Below are 21,164 nucleotides of genomic sequence, written 5' to 3'. Positions count from 1 at the left end.
AGTAGATACGGACTTCACCGCGTCCCGACCCGCTTCATTGCTTATCCGTACCGTGACCGATCCGAAGTCCAGCGAATCCCTCCTGCAGGTCCGTGTCTATTACGAAGACACGGATGCGGGCGGGGTCGTTTTCTACGCCAACTACTTGAAATTCCTGGAACGCGCACGCACTGAGTGGTTGCGCGACCTGGGAGTCAACCAGTCCGGGCTGGCCGCCAGCGAACAACGCTTGTTCGTTGTCCGCTCCTTGGACATGTCCTACCGGAAACCGGCCAAACTGGACGATTTGCTTACCATACGCAGCCGAATCACCAAACTCGGCCGCGCTTCGATACACTTCGCGCAGCGCGCGGAACGCAACGGGGAACTGCTCGCCGAGGGCAACATCCAAGTCTGCTGTGTCGATGCCATTCATATGCGGCCGGCGGAGTTGCCGGCCGACGTTCGCGCAAAACTGGAATTCATTCAGGAATAACCATGCAAGTCACCAACGACATGTCGTTGCTTTCGCTGATTTCGCACGCCAGCGTGCCGGTCCAGCTGATCATGCTGATGCTGTTGGGCATCTCGATCATGTCCTGGACCTACATTTTCGCCAAGCGCTTGGCCATCAAGCGCGCGCACACCCAAACCCGCCGTTTTGAAGATGACTTCTGGTCCGGCGGCGACCTGTCCATGCTGCAACAAGCCGTGGCTTCGCGCCGCGACGAGCAAGGCGCCCTGGCGCGCATCTTCGATGCCGGCATGACTGAATTCCTGAAGGCGCGCCGCGGCAATTCCGCCGGCGACGCCACCGCCCTGCTGGACGGCCCGCGCCGCGCCATGCGCGCTGCCTACCAGCGCGAAATGGACGCGCTGGAATCGCACCTGAACTTCCTGGCATCCGCCGGTTCCGTGTCGCCGTACATCGGCCTGTTGGGTACGGTTTGGGGGATCATGCACGCCTTCATCGGCCTGTCGAACATGCAGCAAGCCACGCTGGCTTCGGTGGCGCCCGGCATTGCGGAAGCGTTGATCGCAACCGCCATCGGCCTGTTTGCCGCCATCCCCGCAGTGGTCGCCTATAACCGCTTCACGAATGATATCGACCGCATCTCGATCCGTTTCGACAGCTTCGTCGACGAATTCCTGAACATTCTGCAACGGCAGGTACGCTAATGCCCTCGGTAAGCTCACGCGGCAGGTCCGGCCGCCGCATGAAGGCCGACATCAACGTGGTGCCGTACATCGACGTGATGCTGGTGCTGCTGGTCATCTTCATGGTGACCGCTCCCCTGATCACGCCCGGACTGATTCAGTTGCCTTCGGTTGGCGCGGCCTCGGACGTGCCCGTGAAGCCGCTGGAAGTCCAGATTTCGGAAGATGGCAAGATCGCCCTGCGTCTGCGCGAACCCGGCGCCACCATGCAGGACATCGCGCGCCCCGAACTCGTGGCGCAAGTGCGTTCGCGTATTACCGCTGAAACGCCGGTGGTGATCGCTGCGGATGGCAAGGTGCCTTACGAGACGGTCGTGAAGGTGATGGACGAATTGCGCACCAACGGCATCACCCGCCTGGGCTTGCTGGTGGACCAATCCGCCGCCGGCACTTCCCAGCCCGCATCCGCGACTAAACGCTAACGCGCCGCCTTCCGCCGGCTCGGCCGGCATGCAACGCCCATGACGCCACCCATTATTAGACACCGCAGCGGCCCACCGGCCACCCCGCCTAACAACGACAACCGGAATGCGCTCATTCTGGCCGTGGCGGTGCATTTGCTGCTGCTGGTCGCCTTGATCCTGGGCGTGAACTGGCGCACGGAGGCCCCCGGCCCCGTCGAGGTCCAGCTCTGGGCCGACGGCAATTCGCCCGTCGCCCCGCCGCCCACGCCGCAACCCGAACAACCCAAGCCGCAACCCAAACCCGAGCCGCAGCCCGAGCCTGAAAAGGCGCCGGAGCCGCCACCGCCACCGCCGCCTCCCCCTCCTCCGCCTCCCCCGCCCGAACCCGAGGCTCAGCCGAAGACTGAGGAAGTCGACCCCGAAATCGCGATTCAGGAAGCGAAGAAGAAGCGCGAACAGGAAGAAAAGGCGCGTGAGGCCGCCGAGGCCAAGGAAAAGGCGCGCCTGGAAGAAGAGCGCAAGCAAGCCGAACTGAAAGAAAAGAAGCGCCTGGAGCAGGAACGCCAGGCTGCCGAGAAGGCTGCTGCTGAAAAGGCGGCTGCTGCAAAAGCCGCCGCCGACAAGGCAGCGGCTGAAAAGGCTGCGGCTGAAAAGGCCGCTGCCGACAAGGCCGCCGCGGAAAAGAAGGCCAAGGACGACGCAGCCAAGAAGGCTGCCGCCGAAAAGGCAGCGACTGAAAAAGCCGCGGCCGAGAAAGCAGCGGCTGACAAGGCTGCGGCAGCCAAAGCCGCCGCGGAAAAGGCCGCTGCTGAAAAGGCGGCTGCCGAGAAGGCCGCCGCCGCCAAGAAAGCGGCCGCGGACAAGGCGTTGAAGGACGCGTTCCGCAATGACGCCCTGGGCGCCGCCGGCATTCCGGGCGGCACGGCAGACCGCAATCAAGCGGGCGGCGGCCGAGACAACGGCTACGCCGCGAAGGTCCGCGCATGCATTCTTCCCGGTGTCGCTTACCAGCCTCCGCCGCGCAACGGCTCCGCGAATCCGACTGCACAATACCGGGTACAGTTAGGAACTGACGGGAAAGTTAACGGCGTGAACTTGACCCAATCTTCGGGGAATCCGGCTTTCGACCGCGCGGTCGAGACGGGCATCCGCCGTTGCAACCCCTTCCCGAAGCCCTCGACGGGCGGCTACGACAAGTTCATTGACGTAGTGCACAAAATGTATGATTGACAGGAGATTGATGAATATGACTCCCGCTTATAGCCGAAGAGGTTCCCTCCTCGCTCTCTGGCGATCGTATGGGCTCGGTTTGCTGATGATCGCGTTATGCCTGATGGCAGCCAAACCCGTCCATGCGCAACTGCGCGTTGATATTTCCGGCACGGGCGCCACGCAATATCCCGTGGCGATCGCCGACTTTGCCGTCGACGATACGCACGGCCGCGCCCTGGCTGAAGTGATCCGCGCCGACCTGACCCGCACGGGCCAGTTCCGCCTGATCAACGCCGCCGGCTCCGGCCTGAATGTCGACTCCCCCGTCGCCCACGACGATTGGCGCGGCAAAGGCGCCGACTTCCTGGCCTATGGCAGCATTACCCGTGGCGCCGATGGCCGTTACGACGTGCGCTACCGCTTGGCCGACACGGTCAAGAAGGGGCAACTGGACGGCGTGGCGTTCTCGGGTACCGAGCAGGAACTGCGCCGCGTGGCCCACCAGATCGCCGACCGTATCTACGAGAAGATCACCGGCGTTCGCGGCGTGTTCTCGACCCGCATTGCCTATGTGCTGAAGAAGGGCGCCACCTACGAACTGCAAGTGGCCGACGCTGACGGGCAGAACCCGCAGGTGGCCCTGCGTTCGCGCGAGCCCATCATTTCGCCGTCCTGGTCGCCCGATGGCGCCAAGCTGGCGTATGTGAGCTTTGAGTCCGGCAAGCCCGTTGTGTATGTGCATACGCTGGCCACCAGCGCGCGCGTACCGGTTGCCAACTTCAAGGGTAACAACAGCGCACCAGGCTGGTCGCCCGACGGTTCCAAGTTGGCCGTGGCCTTGACCCGAGACGGTCTGTCGCAAATTTACGTCGTTGGCGCGACGGACGGGTCCAATCCCACGCGAATTACGCGTTCTCCCGGGATTGACACCGAACCGACCTTTACGCCGGACGGGGCTTCCATTATCTTTACGAGTGACCGCAGCGGCGGGCCGCAAATCTATCAGACCGGCTCGACAGGTGGCGAAGCTCGCCGCCTCACGTTTAATGGTGGTTACAACATATCACCCCGAATTTCCCCCGATGGATCGACGCTGCTGTACGTTGCAAGACGCGACGGCGCGTTTCGAATCGCATCGTTGAACCTGTCCACAGGCTCCGAATCCTTGATCACTGATGGTCGTGACGATCAGTCGCCAAGCTTCGCGCCAAATGGCATGCAAGTCCTATACGCCGCCATTCAAAATGGTCGTAGCGTGCTTGCGGGTGTCTCGAGCGATGGCCGCGTACGACAGACGCTTTCGGTACTGAACGGGGAAATACGTGAACCGACTTGGGGCCCATTTACCCGATAACACGTGTGACTCTCTTTGCAAAGGAACTATCATGAAGTCGCGCATTGCCAAAAGCCTGACCATTGCCGCTCTGGCTGCCACTCTGGCAGCTTGCAGCTCCGTCCCTCTCGACGATAAAGCGGGTCAGGGCGGAGGCGCTGGCCAAGGATCTTCGGCCTCTGGCCAAATCCTTGATCCCTTTAACCCCCAAAGCATCCTGGCGCAACAGCGCTCGGTGTACTTTGATTTCGACAGCTACACCGTGTCGGACCAGTACCGCGGCTTGGTCGAAACCCACGCCCGCTACCTGGCCTCGCACCAGCAGCAGAAGGTCAAGATCGAAGGCAACACCGACGAACGCGGCGGTGCTGAGTACAACCTGGCCCTGGGCCAGCGTCGTGCAGACGCCGTGCGTCGCATGATGACCCTGCTGGGCGTCAGCGACAACCAGATCGAAACCATCAGCTTCGGCAAAGAAAAGCCGAAGTCGACGGGTACGTCGGAAGCCGACTTTGCTGAAAACCGTCGCGCCGATATCGAATATCTGCGTTAAGCTTTTCGCTTAGTCCAAGAGCCCTACCACGCGTCGGGACGGTCAGCCGGCCGTCCCGACGTTTGTTTTTATACCGGGAATATTTATGCGCGATAACGTTCTGTCCCTGCGTCCTCTGATTGTGGCCACCGGCCTCGTGCTTGCGGCTCTGGCGGCACCCGCTCACGCTTTTTCCGACGATGAGGCCCGCAAGGCCATCCTGGATTTGCGCCAGCAGGTTCAGCAGCAGAACGAGCAAAGCCAACGCGCCAAGCTTCAATTGGCCGACCAGATTCAAGCCTTGCAACAGGAAGTTGCCCAACTGCGCGACCAACTGGAACTGGTATCCCGCCAGCAGCCCAGCGCCAAGCCGGGCGCTCCCAGCGGCACGAACCCGCCGGGCGCCGCCGCTGGCGACCCGCAAGAACAGTCCGCCTATGACGGCGCGATGGACCTGTTCCGCAAGGGCCAGTACAAGGACGCCGCCGAGTCGCTGGCTGCCTTTACCGCGCTCTACCCCAACAGCCAGCTGGCCCCCAGCGCTCAGTTCTATCTGGGCAGCAGCCGCTACGGCATGAAAGACTTCAAGGGCGCCATCGAGCAATTGACCGCCATGGTCCAGAAGTCGCCCGACAACGCACGCGCGCCGGACGCCTTGTTGATCATCGCGGGCGGCCAGATCGAACTGAACAACCGCGCAGGCGCCAAGGCCACCTTGCAACGCATCGTTCGCGACTATCCGAACGCCCAGGCCGCCAGCACCGCCAAGAGCCGCCTGCAATTGCTGCAGTAATGTCACACGCCGCAAGCGCGGTCAGCGCCTACCGGCGCATCGTGCGCCGCCGCGCAGGGCTTATCGCCCTGCTGCTGGCGGCGATTTTCATGGCGCTGCTGATCGACTTCACCATCGGGCCTTCCGGCCTGCCCTGGCGGGATCTATGGCGCACCTTGACCACGCCTGCCTCCGCCGACGCGACTTACCGTGTAATCGTCTGGGACATCCGGCTGCCGTCCGCGTTGATGGCGGCACTGGTGGGCATGGCCCTTGGGCTGGCCGGCGCCGAGATGCAGACCATCCTGAACAACCCGCTCGCCAGCCCCTTCACGCTAGGCGTGTCATCAGCCGCCGCGTTCGGCGCGTCGCTGGCTATTGTTTTGCAGTTGGGCGTGCCGGGCATTCCCGACGCCTGGCTGATCGCGGGCAACGCTTTCCTGTTCGCCATGCTGGCAGCGCTATTGCTGGACGTGGTTGCGCGTTGGCGCGGCATGAACACCTCGGGCGTCGTGCTGTTCGGCATCGCGATGGTGTTCTCGTTCAATTCCCTGGTGTCGCTGGTGCAGTTTCTGGCCAGCGCCGAGGCCCTGCAAAGCCTGGTCTTCTGGACCATGGGCAGCCTGTCCCGCTCGGATTGGACAAGCGCCGGGGTGGTGGCCCTGTCCGTGGCCATTGGCCTGCCCCTGGCGATGCGCCAGTCATGGAAGCTGACCGCCCTACGGCTGGGCGAGGACCGCGCGGCCAGTTTTGGCGTTGACGTCCGCCGCGTGCGCGTGGCGGCGCTGGCGCGCGTGAGCCTGTTGTCGGCGTTGGCCGTGGCGTTTGTCGGCACGATCGGCTTCATCGGCCTGGTGGCGCCGCATATCGCCCGACGGCTATTCGGCGAAGACCATCGCTTTTATCTACCCGGCAGCGCGTTGGTGGGCGGCCTGATTTTGTCGCTGGCGTCGGTCGTATCCAAGAACCTGGTGCCCGGCGTAGTCGTGCCCGTGGGCATCGTCACGGCGCTGGTCGGTATTCCATTTTTTATCGCGGTGATCTTGCGCCGCCAACTGCCATGACGCGCGGCATGGCCTTGAACGTGCATCAACTGAGTGCGGGCTATGCCCGCGACGATGTGCTGCATGCGCTGTCGATACCGTCGCTGGCCGCGGGCGAAGTCACCGCCCTGCTTGGGCCGAACGGCAGTGGTAAATCGACCTTGCTGAAAGCCTTGGCGGGCTTGGTCCGCACCCGCAGTGGCAGTGTCTTGCTGGACGGCCAGGACCTAAGCCGATTAGGTGTGGGAGAACGCGCCCGGCATCTGGTCTACCTGCCGCAGAGCCTGCCCGCCGCCGTGCATTTGCGGGTGTTTGAATCCGTGCTGGTTGCTGCCAACGCCAGCCGGCACGCGCAGGCGCCTCCGCTGGCATTGACGGACATCGACCGCCTGCTGGAGCGGCTGGGCATTGCGCACCTTGCGCTGCATTACCTGGATGCGCTTTCCGGCGGGCAAAAGCAATTGGTGGGATTGGCGCAAGCCTTGATCCGCCAACCCCGTGTGCTGCTGCTGGACGAGCCCTTGTCCGCGCTGGACTTGAACTATCAGTTCCACGTGATGCGCCTGCTGAAACAGGAAACGCGGGAACATGGGCTGATCAGCGTCATCGTGTTGCATGACCTGAACGTGGCGCTGCAACACGCCGACCGGGCGGTGATGATTCAACACGGTCGGCTGCACGCGCAAGGCACGCCGGCCGAGGTGATCACGCCGGATTCACTGGCCACGGTGTATGGCGTGCAGGGCCGCGTGGAAGCATGTTCACGCGGACTGCGGCAAGTGCTGATCGACGGGCTGGACGAGCACCCGCGCTGATCTCGGCGCTTGCCCCGTGCACGTAGCCAATGTGCGTGACCAATGCGCGGAGTCAGCCGCGTTGGGCCACGTCCACCACGGGCGCGCCGGTCATGTCGGCTAGCTGCTTCGGCGTCAGGTTGAACACCGCGTGCGGGTGGCCAGCGGCGGCCCACAGGCTATCGTAATTGAAGAGATCCGCGTCCAGCAGCATCACCGGTTTGACGGCGTGGCCGATCGGGCAGACGCCGCCGATGGCGTAGCCCGTCATGTCGCGCACGAATTTGGCGTCGGCCTTGGCAAGCGCCCCCACCTGCTCCGCCACCTTGGCCTCGTCCACGCGATTGGCGCCGCTGGCGATGACCAACACCGGCGCGTCATCCGAGGCGCGCCGAAAAATGATCGACTTGGCAATCTGCGCCACCTCGCAGCCCAAGCCCGCCGCCGCCTCCGCCGAGGTCTTGCCGGTTTGCGGCAGGATCACGACCGGCTTGTCATGCCCAATTTCCAACAACAGGCGGGCGACGCGTTGGGCGGATTCGGGCAACAGGGCAAGGGACTCAGGGGACATCGTGACAGACTCCATGAAGACAAGACGGCAGCGATGCAGACGCTGCGTTCGGAAAGCCGACGATGAGTTTATCAGCGCTGCCCGAAGCAACTGGGCGGATGGGCCGCCGTCAGTGCCGGGCTAGAATGCGGACCTGGCCTTTCCGCTTTCTTCTCCCATGCGTTCCGAACCCGTCCTACCCCTGCAAACCGCCCTGATTGGCGGCTACGCCATGTCTTACACCGAATACGGCAGCGGCGTGCCGCTGGTGCTGGTGCACGGGTCGCTGTCCGACTGCCGCTACTGGAAGTCGCAGATGGCGCCGCTGGGAAAATCATTCCGCGTGCTGGCCGTGTGCCTGCGCCGGTATTGGCCCGAAACCTGGGACGGCGAAGGCGATGGGTTTTCCATTGAGCAGCACGCCGCCGACGTGTTGGAGTTCATCGATACCGTGGCCGGTGGCCCCGCCCATCTGGTGGGCCATTCCCGTGGCGGCCGCGTCGTGCTGGAAGCGGCGCTGAGCCAGCCTGATGCCGTGCGCAGCCTGACCTTGGCTGACCCGGGCCTGCCGCTGCCTGGCGGCGGCGACGCGCGCGGGGGATTTCGCCAGCGGGCCTTGGCGCTGATCCGCCAGGGCGAGGTCGAGCAAGGCCTGGCGCTGTTCGTCGACACCGTCACGGGGCCGGACACCTGGCAACGCATGGTGCCCTGGTTCAAGGAAATGGTGCGCGACAACGTGGGCACGCTCTTCGGCCAAGCCGACGAGCACCCGGAAGCGCTGACCCCGCAACAGATCCGCACGCTGAAGCTGCCCACGCTGTTGATCGGCGGGGCACTGAGCCCCGCCCCCTACCCCGCCGTGCTGGACGCCTTGTCTGAATGGCTGCCGCACGCCCAGCGCGTGACCGTCGTGGGTTCGTCCCATGGCATGAACCTGGGCAACCCGCGCGCCTTCAATGGCGCCATCCAGGAATTCATCGGCGGCTAAGGCTCATGCACGGCATTGCATCGCGTTGCGTTGCGTACGTGCTCAGCGCCCCGAGCCTTGGGCCGCGATGATTTCCTGCGCCACCTGGCGCGGCGCTTCGGCGTAGTGCTTGAACTCCATCGTGTAGGTAGCGCGGCCCTGCGTCAGCGAGCGCAATGACGTCGAATAGCCGAACATCTCGGCCAGCGGCACTTCGGCGCGCACGACCTTGCCGCCGCCGCCCGCAATGTCTTCCATGCCCTGCACCATGCCGCGCCGCGAAGACAGGTCGCCCATCACGTTGCCCGTGAAGTCTTCAGGCGTTTCCACCTCGACCTGCATCATCGGTTCAAGCAAGACCGGATCCGCGCGACGCATGCCTTCCTTGAAAGCCATCGAGCCCGCCATCTTGAAGGCGTTTTCGTTGGAGTCCACGTCGTGGTACGAGCCGAAGAACAGCGTCGCCTTCACATCGACCACCGGGTAGCCCGCCAGTACACCAGCGTTCAGGGATTCGCGTATGCCCTTGTCGACCGCCGGAATGAACTCGCGCGGCACCACGCCGCCCTTGATGGCGTCGACAAACTCGTAGCCCTTGCCGGGTTCTTGCGGCTCAAGCTTCAACACCACATGGCCGTACTGGCCGCGTCCGCCCGACTGCTTGACGAACTTGCCTTCGACTTCGTTGCAGACCTTGCGAATGGTTTCGCGGTACGCCACCTGCGGCTTGCCGACGGTGGCCTCGACGTTGAACTCGCGCTTCATGCGGTCGACCAGAATTTCCAGATGCAGCTCACCCATGCCCGAAATAATGGTCTGGCCGGATTCCTCGTCGGTGCGCACGCGGAACGACGGGTCTTCCTGCGCCAGCCGGTTCAAGGCGATGCCCATCTTTTCCTGGTCGGCCTTGGTCTTGGGCTCCACCGCCTGGGAAATGACCGGCTCGGGGAAGACCATGCGTTCCAGGATGATGATGTGGGCGGGGTCTGAAAGGGTGTCGCCGGTGGTGACATCCTTGATCCCCACGGCCGCGGCAATATCGCCCGCGTACACCTCGGTGATTTCGCGCCGTTCGTTGGCGTGCATCTGCAGGATGCGGCCCAGCCGTTCCTTCTTGCCCTTGATGGGGTTGTAGACAGAGTCGCCGGATTTCACCACGCCTGAATACACGCGGAAGAACACCAGTTGACCGACGAAGGGGTCCGTCATGATCTTGAAGGCCAAGGCCGAGAACGGTTCGTTGTCGGCGGAATGGCGTTCAATCTCGCCGTCGCGCTCGTCGTGGCCCTTGATGGCAGGCACGTCCAACGGCGACGGCATGTAGTCGATGACAGCGTCCAGCATGGCTTGCACGCCCTTGTTCTTGAAGGCACTGCCGCAAAGCATGGGCACGATTTCGTTGGCGATCGTGCGCGCACGCAGGCCCTGCTTGATCTCGTCTTCCGTCAGGGTTTCGCCCGACAGGTATTTTTCAAGCAGGGTTTCATTGGCTTCGGCGGCCTTTTCGACCATCTTGTCGTGCCACTTCCGGGCCTCGTCCTGCATGGCTGCGGGAATATCCACGTACTGGAATTTCACGCCCTGGCTGGCGTCGTCCCAAATGATGGCCTTCATCTTGACCAGGTCGATCACGCCTTCGAAGTGGTCTTCGGCGCCCACGGGCAGTTGGATCGGCACGGCGTCGCCTTTCAGGCGTTCGGCGATCTGGCGCTGCACGCGCAGGAAATCGGCGCCCACGCGATCCATCTTGTTCACGAACGCCAGGCGCGGCACCTTGTACTTGTTGGCCTGGCGCCAGACGGTTTCTGACTGCGGCTGCACGCCGCCCACGGCGTCATAGACCATGACGGCGCCATCCAGCACGCGCATGGACCGTTCAACTTCAATGGTGAAGTCAACGTGGCCCGGCGTGTCGATGATGTTGATGCGGTGCTCGGGGTAATTGCCCGCCATGCCCTTCCAGAAGGCGGTGGTGGCGGCCGACGTGATGGTGATGCCGCGTTCCTGCTCTTGTTCCATCCAGTCCATCACGGCGGCGCCGTCATGGACTTCGCCGATTTTGTGGGTGATACCGGTGTAGAAGAGGATGCGCTCGGTCGTCGTCGTTTTGCCCGCGTCGATATGGGCGCTGATGCCGATGTTGCGGTAAAGCTCGATGCGCGTCTTGCGAGTCATGGCCTCTTCCTTGCAGTAAACCACTAGGCAGTACGGCAAGCCCGACCGGGCGCTGCCGCGGCGGGCGCCATGCCGCGTTTCGTGTGGGGTGATGCGTAACCGCGCCCGCGCTGATGCGTGAATATTACGCGCCGCGCGCCAAGTTTCAAGCTTTGCCACTACGGCCGACAAGGAAACCCGGCATCGCGGCTTTACCGCCGCCCCGCCGGGCGGCAACGCGTGCGCAACGCCCACAAAAAAGCCCCTCTTGAAAGAGGGGCTGTGCACGGCACGCGAGGCGGCAGCGATGGGCCAGGCGCGCACGCCCGGCCTTGCCGCCCGCCTTACTTCTTGTCTTCTTTGACGCGATACACCAGCACGGCGGTGGTCGCCAGCGACAGCACCTTGGCGGTGACGCTGCCCAACAGCAGGCGCGACAGGCCGCTGCGGCCGTGGCTGCCGATGAAGATCAGGTCGCAGCCGACGTCGGAGGCGGCTTGCACGATGCCGTCCGCAACGTTGAAGTTGGACACGGCGCGCGATTCGGATTTGACCCCGGCGGTATCGGCGCGGTCGGTGATCTGCTTCAGATACTTGTCGGCTTGCTCGGCCGATGCCTTCTCGTAGTCTTCGTCGGTGATGGCGTAGGCGGCGGCCATGCCGTCAAACCCGATGGTGGCCGCAAACGGCTGGGTAACATACAGCGCGACGACTTCCGCGCCGACCGAACGTGCGAAGGAAATGCCCGCATTGGCGGCTTGGGCCGACAACGGCGAACCGTCGGTGGGAATCAGGATCTTCTTGAACATCTTGCCTGCTCCTGTTTGAGAGGGATCTTTATGCTACCGGAAAGCCGCCCGGCCCACATCAAGGTGAGCCCGGCGATCTTGACGTGCGTCAACCTAATTGCTGGGCTGCGGCGTACAGGTTGGTGCAACGGGTGCCGGTGCGGCAATAGGCCAGCACGGGACCCGGCAGGGTTTTCAGCAATTCGGCAAAGCGAACCACATCCGACACCGTCATGGCGCTGCCCACCACGGGTTGGTATTCGATTTTCAGGCCGGCCGCTTCGGCGGCCTTGGACACGTCGGCGGCGGTGGGCTGGTCCGGGCCGCCTTCGAAGTCGGGGCGGTTGATGATGACGCTCTTGTAGCCTGCGGCGGCCACTTCAGCCATGTCATCAGGGCCGAGTTGCGGCGCGACGGCGAAGTTTTCAGTCAGGGGTTTGATCGGTGCGGACATGGCGGTTCCTTCAAATAGATAGCTGCATATTATTGATTGTAGGAGCCGTTTTGCGCGAAGAGTTTTTCCAATTGGGTCCAGATCCCGCGGTCATCGGCGATCGAGACGGAAAAGCGCAGCATGGTCGACGGCGCCTGCGACGGGGAAAACAGCGTGCCCGGCGCCAGCAACATCCCCCGGTCGGCGGCCTCGCGCGCCAGCACCTCGCTATCGCGTCCGCAGTCAGCCCAGACAAACATCCCGGCATTGGGCTCGTGGGGCACTGTCAGGCCCAGCTTCAGCAAGCCTTTCAGGCAGCGCTGACGCGCGTCGTCCACTCTTGCGCGCACGCGCTCGATGTGGCGCCGGTACTGCCCTTCCATCAGCACGCGATGGATCACGCGCTCGCCCAGTTCGGGCGAAGTCAGGCCGGCCAGCATTTTCAAGTCGGCCAATTTTTGAAGAATGTCGGGGTTGGCCGCGACGTAACCCACGCGCAGGCTCGCGGCCAGCATCTTGGAATAGCCGCTGACCAGGATGACGCGGTTCAGCCGGTCAAGCACGGCCAGTTTCATGGCGCCGCCCGGATGCAGTTCGCCATAGGTGTCGTCCTCGACGACCATGAAGTCGTGGCGTTCGGCGATGCGCAGAATGTCGTAGGCCACGCCGGCGGACAGCGTGTGGCCGGTGGGGTTGTGGACGGCGCTGTTGATGATGAACAGCTTGGGCTTGTGCTCGGCGGCCAGTTGCTCCAACAGGGCGATATCCGGGCCATCGGGCCCGCGCGGCACGCCGATCAGGCGTGCGCCAAATGCCGCCAGGCGGCCGAAGATGACGAACCAGGCGGGGTCTTCCACCAATACGGTGTCGCCGGGTTTGACCAGGTACCGGGCGATCAGGTCCAGGCCGTGCGTGACGCCGTTCGTGGTCAGCAGATTCAGTTCGGGGTGCGCAGGCACGCCGTCGTTCTGCAAGGTGGCCGCAATCTGCTGCCGCAACGGCGCAAAGCCCTGCGGGTGACCGTAACTGACGAGGTTGGCGCGCACCGACCGCCCCACCGCGCGCACCGCGCCGGCCACCATTTCAGGATCGAGCCAGTCGGCCGGCAAAAGGCCCGCGCCGCCCGGCATGCCCTGTGCGGTGGTTTCGCGAAACATGCTGCGCAGCAACCAGGCAATATCGATGCGCGCGGGCGGCGCGAGCGAAGCGGCAGGGGCTGTGGCCACCGCCGCCAAGGGGCCGCTGCGCGCGCGGACGAAGAAGCCGGCCCCACGGCGTGACTGCACCAGCCCCCGGGCGACCAGGCGATCATAGGCCTCGACCACGGTGAACCGGCTGACGCCGGACTGCTCGGCCATTTTGCGAATGGACGGCAGCCGCGTTCCCGGACGCAGACCTTGTTCGTCGATGCGGCGCGCCAGGCCGTCGGCCAATTGCGACACCAGCGAGGCATCGGCCTGGCGCACGGGCAGCCAAGGCAGGGAGGAAGCGGGGGGAGGAGCAACTGTCATGGGAATTTGACCAGGCCAGTGATTAAAGTGATATGCCGAAGTGTACCGGTACTGTACCGATAACTATGCGTAGAGTGACAGCAATACGGCTTGCCCGCAATGGGTGACGTCCTCCCCTGTTTTCCGGTAATCACATGACCCGCTCCACGCTCTATCCCCCGGCCCCGGCGATGCCCGCCGCGCCCTCCTCTGTCTGGGAAGGCTATGGATACGGCTTCCTGGGTGTCCTGGTCTTTTCCCTGACGCTGCCCATGACCCGCTTGGCCGTGGCCGAACTGGCTCCGCTATTGGTCGGGCTGGGACGAGCGCTGGTGGCGGCGGTACCGGCCGTCGCCCTGCTTTGGGTGACGCGCAGCCGGCGACCGAACCAGCAGGAATGGCCCGGCGTCATTCTTGCCGCCTTGGGCATCGTGGTGGGCTGGCCCCTGGCGTCGTCCATGGCAATGCAGACGGTGCCCGCCGCGCACGGCGCGGTGTTCAACGGGCTGCTGCCGCTGTCGACCGCTGCCTTTGCCGCATTACGCAGCGGCGAACGACCTTCCGCCTCCTTTTGGAGCTGGGCGATCGTCGGCGCGGCGCTGGTGACGGTTTATGCGCTGCGCCAGGGCGACGGCACCTTGAGCACGGGCTACCTGTGGTTGCTCGTGGCGGTTGTGCTGGGCGGCATGGGCTATGCGGAAGGTGGACGCGCCGCGCGCACGCTGGGCGGCTCGCGCACCATTTGTTGGGCGCTGGCGATCAGCGCGCCCGTCGTCGCCGCGCCGGTTGGCTGGATGGCGGCGCAAGCCACCTGGCCAAGCGCCGCCGTGGTGTCAGCTTGCGCGTATCTTGCGATCGGATCTATGTTTCTTGGATTCTTCGCTTGGTATCGCGGCCTGGCCGTGGGCGGCATTGCCCGGGTAGGCCAAGTGCAGTTGCTGCAGCCCTTCCTGACCGTCGTCGCGGCCGCATTGTTGTTTGGCGAAACCGTGGAGGCGTCGACATTCGTCTTCGCCGCTGCCGTGATCGCCGTTATTGCCGGCGGACGCCGCGCCATCGTAAGGACCCAAAAATGAATCTGTTCCCGACCAACTGGGCCGACGTGCCCCTGGCTTCCATGTCGCTGTTGGGGCCGCTGGCCCTGTTTGCGCTGGTGAGCTCGATTACGCCGGGACCCAATAACGTCATGTTGGCGTCGTCCGGCTTGAACTTTGGCTTTCGCCGCAGCCTGCCCCACCTGCTGGGGGTGAACCTGGGATTCACCTTGATGATCTTCCTGGTGGGCATCGGACTGGGTTCGGCGTTCCAGCAGGTGCCCGAGCTTTACACCGCGCTGAAGTACGCCGGCGCGGCCTACCTGCTTTACCTGGCCTGGAAGATTGCCAACTCCGGCGACATGGAAGATGGCGAGGCGCGCGGCAAGCCGTTCACTTTCCTGCAAGCGGCGGCGTTCCAGTGGGTCAACCCGAAGGCCTGGGTCATGGCGGTGGGCGTGGTGGCCACCTATACGCCGCAAAACGGCTTCTTCGCCAATCTGGTCATCGCCACCGTGGTGTGCGGCGTGGTCAACCTGCCCAGCATCGGCGTGTGGGTCACATTCGGCACCGCCCTGCGCCGCGTACTGCACAAGCCCTGGGCGATTCGCGCGTTCAACGTGGGCATGGCGCTGCTGCTGGTGGCATCCCTGTATCCCGTGGCGCTGGACCTGCTGCGCTGAAGCCAAGGCCAGCTGGCGGGCACGGGGTGTTGACGGCCCCGGCGCATCCGGGAGTATGCTGACGGCGGAACCCAGCCGGCCCAACAGGGTCATATTTTCCATGCCCGCCCTTCCCCGCTTTTCTCCCCGCCGACTATTCGTCGCTGCCCTGCTGGCCGCCGCCAGCGTGGTCGGCTGCTCGCAGTTGGACTCCTGGCAACGCCAGACGATCTTCTCCCCCCAGTCCGAACCACAGACGTGGTGGCGCGAACCGGCCGCCGGCACCGAGGTCTACGACCTGAAGCTGGCCAATGGTGACCAGATTCGTGCCTGGTACCGGCAAAGCGCCCAGGCAAACGCGCCCACCGTGCTTTACCTGCATGGGGCGCGCTGGAACCTGAACGGCAGCGCCTTTCGCATCGACGGATGGGCGCGCATGGGCTATTCGGTGCTGGCCATCGACTACCGGGGGTTCGGGGCCTCGACACCGCGCCTGCCCTCGGAAGAAAGCGCGCTGGAAGACGCCATGGCGGGACTGAAGGAATTGGCCCGGCTGCAACCCAACCCCGCGCGCCGCTTCGTTTATGGCCATAGCCTGGGCGGCGCCATCGCCATCGACCTGGCGGCCCGCCCCGAACAACCCGATTTTGCCGGCCTGATCGTGGAATCCAGCTTCACCAGCATCGGCGCCATGCTGGGCACGTTGCGCTGGGGCAAAGTTCCCGGCGCCGGGCTGCTGGTCACGCAGCCCTTTGACTCGGTGGACAAGCTGGCGCGCATGCATACGCCCATGCTGTTCATGCACGGCACGGCCGACCGCGTGGTGCCGCACACGATGAGCGACGAACTGTTCGCCGCCGCCCGCAATGTGGCGCCGGAGCTGAAGCGGCTGGTGAAAATCGAAGGCGCCTCGCACTCGGGCGCCTTCCGCAGCGGCCCGCAGTACGATGCCGCCGTAAGAACCTTCATGCAGGATGCCTCGCGCGCCTACACGCGCAAGGAAGGCTGAGCGCGCCTTCGCTCGCGCCAATGCGCTAGGTTACGATACGGATCGGCGCAAACTGCTGGCCGGCAAGCAATGGTGCACACCCAAGGAAAGCAATAATTCATGGCTGGAGCAGAGCCCAAGCGGCGCGCCGCGGACGTCGCCTACGGCCAGATCGAAAGCATGATCGCCACGCTGCAATTAGAACCGGGCAGCGCGGTGGTGGAAGCAGATCTGGTTGAAAAAACCGGTTTGGGGCGAACGCCGCTGCGGGAAGCGCTGCTGCGCATGGTGGCGGCCGGCCTGATCCGCCAGGAACCCAGGCGCGGCCTGCGCGTATCGATGATCCAGTTGGCGGATCACATGGATCTGATTCAGACCCGCCGCGCGCTGGAGCATCTGATAGCCGCCAACGCCGCACGCCGGGCCACGCCCGCGCAACGCAGCCAGATCGTGGAATGCGCGGCGCAGATGATCCGTGCCTCGGAAGGCGGCAACCTGGACGACTACATGCACGCGGACCAGTTGTTGGACCATGTTTGCCATCAGGCCTGTCGCAATGAGTCGGCGGTGAACGCCGTCGAGCCGCTGATCATCCAATGCCGGCGCTTCTGGTACGCCTATCAGCATGAAGGCGACATCGCCGAGGGTGCGCGCCGCCACATGTTGATGGCCCAAGGCATCGCCACCGGCAACGAAGCCGACGCCATCAAGGGCGCCGATTCGTTGATGGACTACCTGGAGATGTTCACGCGCAAGGTGATCAACGCGTAATTTAATCAGCGCGTAATGGGAGCGACTGTCGGGGGAGCGACCGTCGGGGTAACGGCCGTCGGCGGCGCCTCGTCCGCCTTGCCCCGGCCCAGCCACTGCATGACGCGCGGGCGCGAGCGGTCGTAGGCCAGGTTGTACAGGAAGGCGTAGGGCAGGTAGAACAGCACCAGCGCGATGTCCAGCACGAAGGCTTCCCACAGGCTGATATTGAGCCACCACGCCGCCAGCGGAATCACGATCAAGATCAGGCCCAGCTCGAAGCCAAAGGCGTGGACGACCCGCACGCGCATGTTGCGGGTGAACCCCAAGCGGTTTTCCAGGCGGTCGAATCCGGCGTTGTAGATCATGTTCCACACCAGCGCGATCCAGGCGATCACCGCGGTCAGCACGCCCATTTCAAACAAGGATTTGCCCATGGCCCAGGCGGCAGCCGGCGCGCACAGGCCGATGGCCAGGATTTCGAACAGGAAAGCGTGGAAGAAACGTTCTTTGAGGGTTTTGGTGCTTGGGGTTTTGGAGGATTGCGACATGACCCACCTGCGGTCGATTGAAGAGAACGGCGACGATTTTCGACGATATTTCCGGTACGATAAAGATACTATCCATCGGAAAACCCGATATAACCATGCGCCACTCGCTCGAATCCCTGGCGGCATTCGCCCAGGTCGCCTCTGAAGGTTCCTTTTCCGCCGCCGCCCGCAAGCTGGGCAAAAGCCAGTCCACCATCAGCGAGACCATCGCGAACCTGGAGGTGGACCTTAACGTCACCCTCTTCAACCGCAGCCAGCGGCAGCCCGCCCTGACCGAAGCCGGCCAGGTGCTGCTGGGCCAGGCGCTGCAGGTGCTGGCCGCCAACGACCGCTTCAACCGCAGCGCCAACCAGTTGGCCGAGGGCCTGGAACCCCGGCTGACCGTAGTGCTGTCGGACACGTTCCAGTCGAAGACATTCGAGAACATGCTCAGCCAGATCGACCAGCGCTACCCGGCGCTGCGCTTTGAATGCCTGATCGCCGAATACGAAGACGTGGTGGCGCTGGTGCAGCAAGGCCGCGCGCATTTGGGCCTGATGGCCGCGCAGGACGATTACCCGCCCGACGTGGCGCACGCAACGTTGTCGGAGCTTTCCGAAATCGTCTTGTGCGTAGGCCGCAACCATCCACTGGCCAGCCAGCCCAGCGTCGGCACCGATGCGCTCAGGCTCGAACGCGAACTGCGCCTGAGCACCTACGAGCTTGACGATAAGGACGCCGCACCGCCGAACGCCACCTGGTCGGCGCCGGGTTACCTGATGCTGCTGGAAATGGCGAGCCTGGGTTTTGGCTGGGCCGAACTCCCGCGCTGGATGATCCAACGTTTTGGCCGCGACCAACTCGTGGAACTGACGGTGCCGGGCTGGCCCCGCCACATCCGCGTGGACGCCGTCTGGTCCACCCGACGCGCGTTGGGGCCGGCAGGCGCCTGGCTGCTGGATAGCCTGACCCGCGACGCTTCCCGGCAGCGCTGATCCGCGCGCGGCCCGCTTCAGTACGCGGGCAGCCGAGAGATGCGCACGCCATTGGCGTTCATCCAGTCACCCAGCTTGGGGCTTGCCAGTACATCGAACTCGGCACGGCGTTGGCTCGACATTGGATTGCCCTCTTGGACGCGCATGGCGGGATGGCACATCAGCAGATCGCCGTCGCGCGCATTGAACAGCCAGTGCTGCAACAGATCCGCATAACGCCGCTTGCCGCCTTCGAACCCATACACGCCCAGCAGCCGGCGATTGGTGCGCAGCCCGTCGCGGCTGGCCTGACGCGCCAGCGCCCCCGCACCCAGCGCCCCGATGACGCGCGCCTTGATCGATTCCTTGAGCGGAATACCGCAAAGCATGCCCGGCGCGGTCTGGCGCAACCAGGGCCGTTGCGCGCCCTGGCGCCGCTTCAACTGCGACAGCACCTGATCGCGTATGCCCGGCAACTGATGCACGTGCTGATGGCCATCGACGTAATCCGGCGCACGGCCGAACGCGGCTTCAAACGCATCGAACTGCTGGTCCAGTTGTGCCTGAACCCAGTCCGTGTCCAGGCGGCCCGCATAGGCGTTGAAGATCAGCTTGCCCAAGGCAGGCATCGGCATGGCCCCGGCGCCCAGCGATTCAGTCAGGTTCACATGCAGGCCGATATCGACGTTGCGCTCGCCCAGGCGGCGGGCGTTGGCGGCAAAGGTTGGCCCCAACACCAGACAACTGACCGCGCTGATTCGGCCCATGTCGGCCAGTGCGATCATGCCTTCATCGATGTCGGCATTCATGCCAAAATCGTCGCCGCAGACTATGACTCGTTTGCTCATCGCATTTACCTCAATATTCCCATTCACGCCGGCCCAATGCGCGCCTTGCTTCACCAGATCAGCCTCTTTGTTGCCGTTGGATGCGCCGCGGCCGCAACGCATTGGGCGGTTGCCGTCGGCTGCGTCGAGGCCTTCGCCATGCCGCCGCTGGCCGCCAACCTGATCGGATGGCTGGTCGCCTTCGCCGTGTCGTTCGCTGGCCACTATCGGCTGACGTTCCAACATGCCCAAATTCCCTGGACCATAGCGATCCGTCGTTTCTTCCTGATTTCAGCGGCAGGCTTCGTCATCAACGAGTCGGCCTATGCGCTGCTGCTGCACACCACCAACATCCGCTATGACGTCTTGCTGGCCCTGATCCTGATCGGTCTGGCGTTCGCCACGTTCGTGGCGAGCAGGCTGTGGGCCTTTCGCAAGCCCGCCAATTGAGCGGCGCACGAGCGGGGTCAGAGGCCAGGATCAGACGCCAGGCTTGCCAGAGTCCGTGCCGGCATCCATGGGCCGGCCGCGCCGCTGGCGCACCACATACAGCGGCCGCCCCTTGACCTCGTCAAAGATGCGCGCGACGTATTCGCCCACGACACCCAGCGAAATCAGGTTCACGCCGGCAAAGAAAAGCACCGCGGTGACGATGGTGGTCCACCCCGAAACAGGGTTACCCGAGCGCAGGTAATCACCCACCAGATAGGCCGCGTAAGACATTGCCACCAACGCGAAGACAGCACCGGCCAGGCTCACCAGCCGCAGCGGCCAGGTGGTAAAGGCCGTCAAACCGTCCAGTGCCAAGCGAAACAGGCGCAGGCTGCCGAAGCGGCTGTCGCCATGCATGCGCTCATCGGGCGTGTAGGGCAGCGCCTCGCCTTTGAAGCCGACCCAGGCGTACAGGCCCTTCATGAAGCGAGTGCGTTCGGGCAAGGCGTTCAGCGCGTCCACGACGCCCCGGTCCATCAGGCGGAAGTCGCCCGCGTGTGCCGGCACATCGACGCCACGCGCACTGCTCAACAGCTTGTAGAACCAGCGCGCGCCAGAGCGCTTGAACCAAGACTCGTCATGCCTGGTTTCGCGCACGGCGTAAACCATCTCGGCGCCCGCGGCCCAGCGGGCCAGCATCTGCTCGATCAACGCGGGCGGGTGTTGCAGGTCGGCATCCAGGCAGATGACGGCGTCGCCGATGGCGGCTTGCAGCCCGGCGCTTAGCGCGGCTTCCTTGCCAAAGTTGCGCGATAACTGCACGTAGCGAAAGCCCGCGTGCTGCGTCCATTCGGCCATCAGCGATTCCGTGGCGTCCGTGCTGCCGTCGTCCGCCACGATGATTTCCCACCGGGAGCAAAGCACCGACAAGCGACTGCGCAAGAGCGGCAGCAAGACGCGCAGATTTTCGGCTTCGTTCAGGCAGGGAACCACGCAGGAGACACAACTGTCATATGGCACCGCCGCGGACGCGACCGCTGCTCTCGCGGCCCAAGGCGTCTCCAGCGGGTACGGGTGAGTCAGCACGCGCTGAGCTATCGGGTCAGACCGGAAATGAAGATGCATACGACGGTGGTCTAGGAATGCAGGGAATGCAATGACGCGAAGTATGTGCGGCACTGCGTCAAATTTTCATGAAATGGCCAAGCGCCAACCTGCCGGCCCGGCCGGCGCAGGCCCCCTGGCTGCCGCTATACGTCCCTGATTCGTCACGCCCCGCGAAACGGCGTCCCGGCCCG

The 21,164-nt window shown here is 64.2% G+C and carries 24 protein-coding genes; 16 read left to right on the top strand and 8 right to left on the bottom strand.

What is annotated here, in order from left to right:
• The first annotated feature begins 52 nt into the window (after positions 1–52).
• The 9 genes from ybgC to M2361_RS28215 all read left to right on the top strand — a co-directional run bounded on the left by ybgC (position 53) and on the right by M2361_RS28215 (position 7,308).
• The gene (ybgC, locus tag M2361_RS28255; RefSeq protein ID WP_100853139.1) at positions 53–475 is read left to right on the top strand and encodes a tol-pal system-associated acyl-CoA thioesterase; all 423 of its coding nucleotides are present in this window, start codon (positions 53–55) and stop codon (positions 473–475) included.
• A gap of 2 nt (positions 476–477) precedes the next feature.
• Positions 478–1,158, top strand: a complete 681-nt coding sequence (gene tolQ / locus M2361_RS28250) for a protein TolQ (RefSeq protein ID WP_046807611.1) — start codon at positions 478–480, stop codon at positions 1,156–1,158.
• On the top strand, positions 1,158–1,619 hold the full coding sequence (locus M2361_RS28245; RefSeq protein WP_100853140.1) for an ExbD/TolR family protein: 462 nt from the start codon (positions 1,158–1,160) through the stop codon (positions 1,617–1,619). Before tolQ ends, M2361_RS28245 begins: the two co-directional genes overlap by 1 nt.
• A gap of 39 nt (positions 1,620–1,658) precedes the next feature.
• Positions 1,659–2,831 (top strand): cell envelope integrity protein TolA, encoded by a 1,173-nt coding sequence (gene tolA / locus M2361_RS28240; protein ID WP_259253044.1) that lies wholly within the window; start codon positions 1,659–1,661, stop codon positions 2,829–2,831.
• An 85-nt stretch (positions 2,832–2,916) separates the two neighbouring features.
• Positions 2,917–4,167, top strand: coding sequence for a Tol-Pal system beta propeller repeat protein TolB (tolB, locus tag M2361_RS28235; protein WP_404976464.1), 1,251 nt, complete (start codon positions 2,917–2,919; stop codon positions 4,165–4,167).
• Between the two features lie 31 nt (positions 4,168–4,198).
• Positions 4,199–4,699 carry a peptidoglycan-associated lipoprotein Pal gene (gene pal / locus M2361_RS28230; protein WP_050449181.1) on the top strand — a complete coding sequence of 167 codons (501 nt, stop codon included), beginning with the start codon at positions 4,199–4,201 and terminating at the stop codon, positions 4,697–4,699.
• Between the two features lie 85 nt (positions 4,700–4,784).
• Positions 4,785–5,471 (top strand): tol-pal system protein YbgF, encoded by a 687-nt coding sequence (gene ybgF, locus M2361_RS28225; RefSeq protein WP_259253041.1) that lies wholly within the window; start codon positions 4,785–4,787, stop codon positions 5,469–5,471.
• A complete protein-coding gene (locus M2361_RS28220; protein WP_259253040.1) occupies positions 5,471–6,514 on the top strand; it encodes an iron ABC transporter permease in 1,044 nt (347 codons plus the stop codon). The genes ybgF and M2361_RS28220 overlap by 1 nt, the downstream gene beginning before the upstream one ends.
• Positions 6,511–7,308, top strand: a complete 798-nt coding sequence (locus M2361_RS28215; RefSeq protein WP_259253039.1) for an ABC transporter ATP-binding protein — start codon at positions 6,511–6,513, stop codon at positions 7,306–7,308. Before M2361_RS28220 ends, M2361_RS28215 begins: the two co-directional genes overlap by 4 nt.
• Before the next feature lie 52 nt (positions 7,309–7,360).
• Here the strand turns inward: M2361_RS28215 and M2361_RS28210 are convergent, their stop codons facing one another.
• Positions 7,361–7,858, bottom strand: coding sequence for a YbaK/EbsC family protein (locus tag M2361_RS28210; protein WP_259253038.1), 498 nt, complete (start codon positions 7,856–7,858; stop codon positions 7,361–7,363).
• A 157-nt stretch (positions 7,859–8,015) separates the two neighbouring features.
• Here M2361_RS28210 and M2361_RS28205 point away from each other — a divergent pair, with 157 nt between their 5' ends.
• Positions 8,016–8,825 carry an alpha/beta fold hydrolase gene (locus M2361_RS28205; RefSeq protein WP_259253037.1) on the top strand — a complete coding sequence of 270 codons (810 nt, stop codon included), beginning with the start codon at positions 8,016–8,018 and terminating at the stop codon, positions 8,823–8,825.
• 42 nt (positions 8,826–8,867) lie between these two features.
• On the opposite strand, the gene fusA is transcribed toward M2361_RS28205, so the two are convergent.
• The 4 genes from fusA to M2361_RS28185 all read right to left on the bottom strand — a co-directional run bounded on the left by fusA (position 8,868) and on the right by M2361_RS28185 (position 13,645).
• The gene (fusA, locus tag M2361_RS28200) at positions 8,868–10,979 is read right to left on the bottom strand and encodes an elongation factor G (protein ID WP_259253036.1); all 2,112 of its coding nucleotides are present in this window, start codon (positions 10,977–10,979) and stop codon (positions 8,868–8,870) included.
• Positions 10,980–11,302: 323 nt separating this feature from the next.
• Positions 11,303–11,767 (bottom strand): universal stress protein, encoded by a 465-nt coding sequence (locus tag M2361_RS28195; protein WP_050449174.1) that lies wholly within the window; start codon positions 11,765–11,767, stop codon positions 11,303–11,305.
• An 88-nt stretch (positions 11,768–11,855) separates the two neighbouring features.
• Positions 11,856–12,200, bottom strand: a complete 345-nt coding sequence (locus M2361_RS28190) for a TIGR01244 family sulfur transferase (RefSeq protein ID WP_100853148.1) — start codon at positions 12,198–12,200, stop codon at positions 11,856–11,858.
• A 29-nt stretch (positions 12,201–12,229) separates the two neighbouring features.
• The gene (locus M2361_RS28185; RefSeq protein ID WP_100853149.1) at positions 12,230–13,645 is read right to left on the bottom strand and encodes a PLP-dependent aminotransferase family protein; all 1,416 of its coding nucleotides are present in this window, start codon (positions 13,643–13,645) and stop codon (positions 12,230–12,232) included.
• Positions 13,646–13,824: 179 nt separating this feature from the next.
• Here M2361_RS28185 and M2361_RS28180 point away from each other — a divergent pair, with 179 nt between their 5' ends.
• The 4 genes from M2361_RS28180 to M2361_RS28165 all read left to right on the top strand — a co-directional run bounded on the left by M2361_RS28180 (position 13,825) and on the right by M2361_RS28165 (position 17,124).
• Positions 13,825–14,745 (top strand): DMT family transporter, encoded by a 921-nt coding sequence (locus M2361_RS28180; protein ID WP_259253035.1) that lies wholly within the window; start codon positions 13,825–13,827, stop codon positions 14,743–14,745.
• The gene (locus tag M2361_RS28175; protein WP_100853151.1) at positions 14,742–15,386 is read left to right on the top strand and encodes a LysE family translocator; all 645 of its coding nucleotides are present in this window, start codon (positions 14,742–14,744) and stop codon (positions 15,384–15,386) included. The genes M2361_RS28180 and M2361_RS28175 overlap by 4 nt, the downstream gene beginning before the upstream one ends.
• A gap of 100 nt (positions 15,387–15,486) precedes the next feature.
• Positions 15,487–16,374 carry an alpha/beta hydrolase gene (locus M2361_RS28170; protein ID WP_259253034.1) on the top strand — a complete coding sequence of 296 codons (888 nt, stop codon included), beginning with the start codon at positions 15,487–15,489 and terminating at the stop codon, positions 16,372–16,374.
• A gap of 99 nt (positions 16,375–16,473) precedes the next feature.
• A complete protein-coding gene (locus M2361_RS28165) occupies positions 16,474–17,124 on the top strand; it encodes a GntR family transcriptional regulator (protein WP_259253033.1) in 651 nt (216 codons plus the stop codon).
• 5 nt (positions 17,125–17,129) lie between these two features.
• Here the strand turns inward: M2361_RS28165 and M2361_RS28160 are convergent, their stop codons facing one another.
• Positions 17,130–17,654, bottom strand: coding sequence for a multidrug/biocide efflux PACE transporter (locus tag M2361_RS28160; RefSeq protein WP_259253032.1), 525 nt, complete (start codon positions 17,652–17,654; stop codon positions 17,130–17,132).
• Between the two features lie 95 nt (positions 17,655–17,749).
• On the opposite strand from M2361_RS28160, the gene M2361_RS28155 reads away from it, so the two are divergent.
• Positions 17,750–18,628, top strand: a complete 879-nt coding sequence (locus M2361_RS28155; RefSeq protein WP_259253031.1) for a LysR family transcriptional regulator — start codon at positions 17,750–17,752, stop codon at positions 18,626–18,628.
• Positions 18,629–18,645: 17 nt separating this feature from the next.
• On the opposite strand, the gene M2361_RS28150 is transcribed toward M2361_RS28155, so the two are convergent.
• The gene (locus tag M2361_RS28150) at positions 18,646–19,455 is read right to left on the bottom strand and encodes a ChbG/HpnK family deacetylase (RefSeq protein ID WP_259253030.1); all 810 of its coding nucleotides are present in this window, start codon (positions 19,453–19,455) and stop codon (positions 18,646–18,648) included.
• 36 nt (positions 19,456–19,491) lie between these two features.
• Between M2361_RS28150 and M2361_RS28145 the strand changes: the two genes are divergently transcribed.
• Positions 19,492–19,884, top strand: coding sequence for a GtrA family protein (locus tag M2361_RS28145; RefSeq protein ID WP_259253029.1), 393 nt, complete (start codon positions 19,492–19,494; stop codon positions 19,882–19,884).
• 30 nt (positions 19,885–19,914) lie between these two features.
• On the opposite strand, the gene M2361_RS28140 is transcribed toward M2361_RS28145, so the two are convergent.
• On the bottom strand, positions 19,915–20,991 hold the full coding sequence (locus M2361_RS28140; RefSeq protein ID WP_259253028.1) for a glycosyltransferase family 2 protein: 1,077 nt from the start codon (positions 20,989–20,991) through the stop codon (positions 19,915–19,917).
• Positions 20,992–21,164: the final 173 nt, after the last annotated feature.

It is taken from the genome of Achromobacter sp. JUb104, from assembly GCF_024806975.1.
GTDB lineage: Bacteria > Pseudomonadota > Gammaproteobacteria > Burkholderiales > Burkholderiaceae_B > Achromobacter > Achromobacter spanius.
Note: the sequence above shows the minus strand (reverse complement) of the source record. Positions and strands in the feature narration are given on the sequence as shown.

Coding starts and splice junctions, on each gene's coding strand:
- pal (WP_050449181.1), top strand. CDS start 4,199: ATGAAGTCGCGCATTGCCAAAAGCCTGACCATTGCCGCTCTGGCTGCC.
- M2361_RS28170 (WP_259253034.1), top strand. CDS start 15,487: ATGCCCGCCCTTCCCCGCTTTTCTCCCCGCCGACTATTCGTCGCTGCC.
- M2361_RS28140 (WP_259253028.1), bottom strand. CDS start 20,991: ATGCATCTTCATTTCCGGTCTGACCCGATAGCTCAGCGCGTGCTGACT.
- M2361_RS28215 (WP_259253039.1), top strand. CDS start 6,511: ATGACGCGCGGCATGGCCTTGAACGTGCATCAACTGAGTGCGGGCTAT.
- tolB (WP_404976464.1), top strand. CDS start 2,917: ATGATCGCGTTATGCCTGATGGCAGCCAAACCCGTCCATGCGCAACTG.
- M2361_RS28210 (WP_259253038.1), bottom strand. CDS start 7,858: ATGTCCCCTGAGTCCCTTGCCCTGTTGCCCGAATCCGCCCAACGCGTC.
- M2361_RS28150 (WP_259253030.1), bottom strand. CDS start 19,455: ATGAGCAAACGAGTCATAGTCTGCGGCGACGATTTTGGCATGAATGCC.
- fusA (WP_259253036.1), bottom strand. CDS start 10,979: ATGACTCGCAAGACGCGCATCGAGCTTTACCGCAACATCGGCATCAGC.
- M2361_RS28205 (WP_259253037.1), top strand. CDS start 8,016: ATGCGTTCCGAACCCGTCCTACCCCTGCAAACCGCCCTGATTGGCGGC.
- M2361_RS28175 (WP_100853151.1), top strand. CDS start 14,742: ATGAATCTGTTCCCGACCAACTGGGCCGACGTGCCCCTGGCTTCCATG.
- M2361_RS28145 (WP_259253029.1), top strand. CDS start 19,492: ATGCGCGCCTTGCTTCACCAGATCAGCCTCTTTGTTGCCGTTGGATGC.
- M2361_RS28220 (WP_259253040.1), top strand. CDS start 5,471: ATGTCACACGCCGCAAGCGCGGTCAGCGCCTACCGGCGCATCGTGCGC.
- M2361_RS28180 (WP_259253035.1), top strand. CDS start 13,825: ATGACCCGCTCCACGCTCTATCCCCCGGCCCCGGCGATGCCCGCCGCG.
- ybgF (WP_259253041.1), top strand. CDS start 4,785: ATGCGCGATAACGTTCTGTCCCTGCGTCCTCTGATTGTGGCCACCGGC.
- M2361_RS28155 (WP_259253031.1), top strand. CDS start 17,750: ATGCGCCACTCGCTCGAATCCCTGGCGGCATTCGCCCAGGTCGCCTCT.
- tolQ (WP_046807611.1), top strand. CDS start 478: ATGCAAGTCACCAACGACATGTCGTTGCTTTCGCTGATTTCGCACGCC.
- tolA (WP_259253044.1), top strand. CDS start 1,659: ATGACGCCACCCATTATTAGACACCGCAGCGGCCCACCGGCCACCCCG.
- M2361_RS28165 (WP_259253033.1), top strand. CDS start 16,474: ATGGCTGGAGCAGAGCCCAAGCGGCGCGCCGCGGACGTCGCCTACGGC.
- M2361_RS28190 (WP_100853148.1), bottom strand. CDS start 12,200: ATGTCCGCACCGATCAAACCCCTGACTGAAAACTTCGCCGTCGCGCCG.
- M2361_RS28160 (WP_259253032.1), bottom strand. CDS start 17,654: ATGTCGCAATCCTCCAAAACCCCAAGCACCAAAACCCTCAAAGAACGT.
- M2361_RS28195 (WP_050449174.1), bottom strand. CDS start 11,767: ATGTTCAAGAAGATCCTGATTCCCACCGACGGTTCGCCGTTGTCGGCC.
- M2361_RS28245 (WP_100853140.1), top strand. CDS start 1,158: ATGCCCTCGGTAAGCTCACGCGGCAGGTCCGGCCGCCGCATGAAGGCC.